This window comes from Mesorhizobium sp. M7A.F.Ca.CA.002.09.1.1, assembly GCF_003998555.1.
In the GTDB taxonomy this organism is placed as follows: domain Bacteria; phylum Pseudomonadota; class Alphaproteobacteria; order Rhizobiales; family Rhizobiaceae; genus Mesorhizobium; species Mesorhizobium ciceri.
The window spans coordinates 1-5,625 of record NZ_RZRR01000316.1 but is presented as its reverse complement, the minus strand read 5'-3'; the positions used below and the strand labels follow the sequence as shown (position 1 = coordinate 5,625).

The 5,625-nt window shown below is 61.9% G+C and carries 5 protein-coding genes; 4 read left to right on the top strand and 1 reads right to left on the bottom strand.

The window, feature by feature from the left end:
* Window positions 1-589 (bottom strand): Wzz/FepE/Etk N-terminal domain-containing protein (locus EN994_RS15605; RefSeq protein ID WP_245466037.1); only part of this gene is annotated, 589 nt, incomplete at its 3' end.
* 260 nt (window positions 590-849) lie between these two features.
* Between EN994_RS15605 and EN994_RS15600 the strand changes: the two genes are divergently transcribed.
* The 4 genes from EN994_RS15600 to EN994_RS15585 all read left to right on the top strand — a co-directional run bounded on the left by EN994_RS15600 (window position 850) and on the right by EN994_RS15585 (window position 5,437).
* The gene (locus EN994_RS15600; protein WP_013532220.1) at window positions 850-1,413 is read left to right on the top strand and encodes a polysaccharide biosynthesis/export family protein; all 564 of its coding nucleotides are present in this window, start codon (window positions 850-852) and stop codon (window positions 1,411-1,413) included.
* Window positions 1,414-1,423: 10 nt separating this feature from the next.
* A complete protein-coding gene (locus EN994_RS15595) occupies window positions 1,424-2,554 on the top strand; it encodes a glycosyltransferase family 4 protein (RefSeq protein ID WP_063167774.1) in 1,131 nt (376 codons plus the stop codon).
* 94 nt (window positions 2,555-2,648) lie between these two features.
* Window positions 2,649-4,184 carry an undecaprenyl-phosphate glucose phosphotransferase gene (locus tag EN994_RS15590; protein WP_063167773.1) on the top strand — a complete coding sequence of 512 codons (1,536 nt, stop codon included), beginning with the start codon at window positions 2,649-2,651 and terminating at the stop codon, window positions 4,182-4,184.
* Complete coding sequence (locus EN994_RS15585; RefSeq protein WP_063167772.1) at window positions 4,181-5,437, top strand: O-antigen ligase family protein; 1,257 nt, start codon at window positions 4,181-4,183, stop codon at window positions 5,435-5,437. Before EN994_RS15590 ends, EN994_RS15585 begins: the two co-directional genes overlap by 4 nt.
* Window positions 5,438-5,625: the final 188 nt, after the last annotated feature.

Here is a 5,625-nt window from a genome sequence, read left to right as displayed (position 1 = left end):
ATTCGAGCTTGGCCGCCCCTTGCCCCGCTATATAGGCGGCAGCGATGGCGTCCGGTATGGCGGCCGCGAGCTTGGGATCTTCCGATGAGAACTCGATGGCAATGATGCGGGTCTTCTCGACGCCGTAGACGTTGAGCTTCTCGTGCATTTTCTTGAGCACGCGCTCTTCCGTCGGAATTTCCATCGGGTCGCTTTTCAGGCCGACCAGGACCAGAGCGCGGCTCAGCGCCGACATGTCGAGCGCTTCATTGAACTCGGGCAGTTTTTCCAGCCCAAGCTTTTGCGAGACCTGCTTGAGGATTTCGTTGGAGGAAATGATCTGGACCTGGGTGGCGACGCCCTGCTCGTCGAGAATAGGCTTGTCGGTGTCGTTGTTGTTGCTGGCCGGCCGCGTGTAGATGGATTCGCGCGGCGCGATCTCCACCTGCGTCTCGGCCTTGTAGTGCCGGGTTGCCAGCGAGGCGAAAGCAAAGGCCAGCCCGGTCGCCAACAGGACGACGAGGCCTATACGCAGCCAATTCCTCGCCAGGCTGGCGAAGAGCTGCCTGAGATCGACATCGACATCTGCGGCCGCGGACTGAACGGACATGCATCCCTACTCCGATACTGGGTCAGCACGCACCGTAAACAACTATGGTAACTCAGCCGTTAAGATCGCGGTAAGTTTCCGTTAGGGTTTACTGGCGGGCGACAAACAAAACCGCCAGAAATCGCAAAAACTCTTGCCGATGCGCCACGTGTCGGCCGCTCCCTTTACCGGCCATTAACCCTAACAGGATGATAACGGGCCTCGATCCCTGATGTTTGCTGCGACGCCGCAGCGGCCCAGTCGAAGGTACTTGTCCGGTCATGAAAAGCACTGCTTCCCTGTTTCGCGCGCTGCTTGCCGTATCGATGCTGGCTGGCTGTTCCAGCTACCGGCCGACGCCGGCCGCCTTCCATGAGGTGCTCGATCAGCCCTATCGTCTTGGCGCCGGCGATCGCGTCCGCGTCACCGTGTTCGAGCAGGACGGGCTGACCAACACCTACAGCGTCGATCAATCCGGCTATCTCTCCTTCCCGCTTGTCGGCGCCATACCGGCGCGCGGCCACACCGCGCAGCAGATGGAAAAGGAGATCGCCGACAAATTGCGGCAAGGCTATCTGCGCGATCCCGACGTTTCGGTCGAGATCGACCGCTACCGGCCGATCTTCGTCATGGGCGAAGTGGGTGCCGCCGGCCAATACTCTTACGTCCCCGGCCTGACGGTGCAGAAGGCAATCGCCATTGCCGGCGGCTTCACGCCGCGCGCCAACCAGGAAAGCGTCGACATCACCCGCGACATCAACGGCAAGGTGATGACCGGCCGCGTGGTCACCTCCGACCCGCTGCTGCCGGGCGATACGGTCTACGTCCGCGAACGCCTGTTCTGACAGATACCAAGTGGCGGACAGGCTCAGGATCGTCCATTGCTTTCGCTCACCCGTCGGAGGAATTTTCCGGCATGTGCGCGACCTGACCGAGGCGCAGGTCGCCGCCGGGCATTCCGTCGGCATCGTCTGCGATTCGACGACGGGCGGCGCGTTCGAGGAACATCTGTTCGAGCAGATGAAGAACATGCTGGCGCTCGGCATTCATCGCACGCCGATGCAGCGCCACGTCGGTCCCGGCGACCTTGCCTCGGCTTGGCGCACGTACAGGATCATCAAGGAATTGCGGCCGGACGTACTGCACGGGCACGGCGCCAAGGGTGGCGCCTATGCCCGTCTGTTCGGCTCGTTGTTGCGGGTATCAAGGTCTCGCGTAGCCCGCCTTTATTCGCCGCATGGCGGCTCCCTCCACTATGACGAGAACACGACCACCGGAAAGCTGTTCTTCGCGCTCGAGCGCTTCATGGCTCGCTTCACCGACTATCTGCTGTTTGTCTCGGACTATGAGCGGCGGACCTATCGCCACAAGGTCGGCGAGCCGCCCATTCCCAACACCCTCGTCTATAACGGCCTGCGCGCCACTGAATTCGAGCCGGTGATCACCGCGCCGGACGCAGCCGACCTGCTTTATATCGGCATGATGCGCGACCTGAAGGGGCCGGACATCTTCATCGACGCATTGGCGCTCGCCGGCCCACGGTTCGGCCGCGCGCTGACCGCGGTGATGGTCGGCGACGGCGACGACCTACCGCGTTACCACGGGCAAGTGAAACGCCTCGGGCTCGAGCGCCATGTCCGCTTCCTACCGCCGATGCCGGCCAGGGAGGCCTTTGCCCTTGCCGCGCTTATCATCGTTCCTTCGCGCGCCGAAGCCATGCCCTATATCGTCCTGGAAACGCTTGCCGCGGGAAAGCCGATGATCGCAACAGCGGTCGGCGGCATTCCGGAGATATTCGACACCGGTTCCCCTGCCCTGATCCGACCTGACCCGATCGAGCTCGCCGAAAGGATGAGCCAAGCGCTGGCCGACCCGGCCGCCTATCGCGACCTGATGCCGGATGGGGCCGACCTCAAGGCACGCTTCGGCGCCGATGTGATGGCCGCCGACATCGAGAACGCCTATTTCGCCGCGCTCGACAAGTAGGCGCAGGACCAAGCCGTTCCAAAGCCGTATGTTGTTTCAAGGGTTTCTTAGCTCTCTTTTGCTATGACCGAGGGGAAGCTTGCGGAAAGCCCTCATGAACGAGATCGACCCCGCGCGCCGCTTTTCAGCAGAGGCGGTGCGTAAATTCGACGGCCCGGCCGATGGCGACACGCCAAGCGGCATGAACGATGTCGCGCGCCAGGTCGCCTCGCAGTACCGGCGCGATACGATGTCGCCGATCATGGTCAGCGGCGTCCTGCGCATGGTCGAATTCGGCTTGCTGTTCCTGTCCGGGCTCGCCGTCTATTTCCATTATGTCGGGTTCTTCAATTATCTCGCCTGGCAGTATCCGGTAACGATCGCCGCCGCGTCGTTCCTTGCCGTGGTGCTGCTCGACGTCACCGACTGCTACCAGATCGTCGCCCTGATGCGGCCGATCGCCAATTTCGGCCGTGTGCTGCTGGTCTGGGCCGGCACTTTCGCCCTGATGGCGCTGACGGCGTTCGTCATGAAGATGTCGGAAAACTATTCGCGCCTTTTGTTGGGCAGCTGGTTCGTCATCGGCTTCGTTCTCATCTTCGGCCTCAGGCTGGTAATGTCGAAGCTGATCCGGGCCTGGGCGCGCGATGGCCGCATGGAGCGGCGCGCCGTCATCGTCGGCGGCGGCAAGGCGGCGGAAATCCTGATCCGCTCGGTCGAAAAGCAGCCCTACAACGATATCCGCATCTGCGGCATCTTCGACGATCGCAGCGACAAGCGCTCGCCGCCCATCGTCGCCGGCTACCCCAAGCTCGGCACCATTTCGGAACTGATTGAATTCGCCCGCATAGCCCGCATCGACATGCTGATCGTGTCGCTGCCGCTGACCGCCGAATCCCGCGTTCTGCAGTTGCTGAAGAAGCTGTGGGTGCTGCCGGTCGACATCCGGCTTTCGGCGCATTCCAACGCGCTGCAGTTTCGCCCGCGTGCCTATTCCTACATCGGCGCGGTGCCGATGCTGGATATCTTTGACAAGCCGATCAACGACTGGGATTCGGTGGCCAAACGCGCCTTCGATATCGTCTTCAGCCTGATCGGCATCGTCGTGTTCTCGCCGGTCATGCTGGCGACCGCCATCGCCATCAAGCTCGACAGCAAGGGTCCGGTGCTGTTCCATCAGAAGCGGCACGGTTTCAACAACGAGATCATCGAGGTCTATAAGTTCCGTTCGATGTATACCGACAAGGCCGACCCGACCGCCAAGCAGACGGTGACCAAGAACGATCCTCGCGTCACCCGCGTCGGCCGCTTCATCCGCAAGACCTCGATCGACGAGCTGCCGCAGTTCTTCAATTCGCTTCTGGGTTCGCTATCGCTGGTCGGCCCGCGTCCGCACGCCATCGCCGCGCAGTCGCATAACCTGCTCTACAACGAGGTCGTCGACGGCTATTTCGCCCGCCACAAGGTCAAGCCCGGCGTCACCGGCTGGGCGCAGATCAATGGCTGGCGCGGCGAGATGGACACCAACGAGAAGATCCGCATGCGCACGGAGTATGATCTCTACTACATCGAGAACTGGTCGCTGCTGTTCGATTTGCGGATCCTGTTCCTGACGCCGCTCCGGCTGCTCAATACGGAAAACGCCTATTGAGCGCGATCAGCCATGATCTGCCGCAGGTCGTGGTCAACGCCAAGCTGGTCGCGCTGATTTCCTCGGGCGCGGTCTTCATCGGCATTCTGCTGTCCGGCTTCGTCATCAGCGAGCCGGCGCCCTATGAGCTCTACATGGCGGGGCTGATTGCCATCTGGGCGCTTTTCGGCTTGCGGATTTCCCGCGCGGCAACGCCGCTGCTGGTGCTGCTGGTGACGATGAACATCGGCGGCATGATCTCCATGACGCAGATGGCGGACCTCGCCAACACGCCGCTCTATCTCGCCGTGTCGCTGTTTCTCGCCTTCAGCGCGGTGTTCTTCGCATCGATCACAGCCGTACAGCCGAGCCTCTACCGATTGATCTTCATTGCCTATGTGGTTTCGGCCGTGGCCACCTCGCTGCTTGGCATTGCAGGCTACTTCCATGCCTTTCCGGGCGCCGAGATGTTCACCAAATACGACCGTGCCGCCGGCGCCTTCCAGGATCCGAACGTGTTTGGACCGTTCCTGGTGCTGCCCGGCATCTATCTGCTCTATTTGCTCCTGACCGGACCGGTGACGCGCATGCCGCTGCTGGCGGTGCCACTGCTGATCATCACCGCCGGCATCTTCTTCTCCTTTTCGCGCGGCGCCTGGGGCATGTTCGCCGTTTCGGCCGTCCTGCTCACCGGCTGCCTGTTCCTGCAGAGCGCCAGCGGCATGTTCCGGCTGCGCGTGGTGGTGATGACGATTGCAGCACTGGCGCTGCTGGTCGTCGCCATGATCGTCATCCTGCAGCTGCCCGGCGTGTCGGAGATGTTCTCCAACCGTGCCCATCTCGAACAGAGCTACGACACCGCCCGCCTCGGCCGCTTCGCCCGCTACGGCATCGGCTTCCAGATGGCGATGGAGCATCCGTTCGGCATCGGCCCGCTGGTCTTCGGCACGATCTTCGGTGAAGACACCCACGACATCTGGCTGAAGATGCTGATGGATTATGGCTGGCTCGGCTTCGTGTCGTTCCTCGCGCTCGTCTTGTGGACGATAGCAGCCGGCTTCCGCATCCTGCTGCGCGACCGGCCGTGGCAGCCCTATCTCCTGTGCGCCTATGTCGCCTTCATCGGCAATATCGGGCTCGGCACCTTCATCGACATCGACCACTGGCGCCATGTCTACCTGCTGCTCGGCCTGATCTGGGGCGCCATCGCGCTGGAATATAGGCATCAACTGCTGTTGCGGCCTGCCTTACAGGGCTCGCCGGCACCGGCATAAAAGTCGCGGGAGTGAGAGGGCTTCACGTTGGCCTTCGGTGGAGATCCGGCCCGCTCTACATCACGACGAAGACAGCTTCGAGAGCTTCCCGAATACGAAGTTTCTGATGGATTTCCTGACTAGGCGCTCTACATGCGCTTTACTCGGCTTCATTTGCGTTTTGAAGCGTCAGGCCAGTGTAGATCGAG

Bases quoted from the DNA above. Each gene is read 5' to 3' on its own strand.
- EN994_RS15590 (WP_063167773.1), top strand. From the start codon at position 2,649: ATGAACGAGATCGACCCCGCGCGCCGCTTTTCAGCAGAGGCGGTGCGT.
- EN994_RS15600 (WP_013532220.1), top strand. From the start codon at position 850: ATGAAAAGCACTGCTTCCCTGTTTCGCGCGCTGCTTGCCGTATCGATG.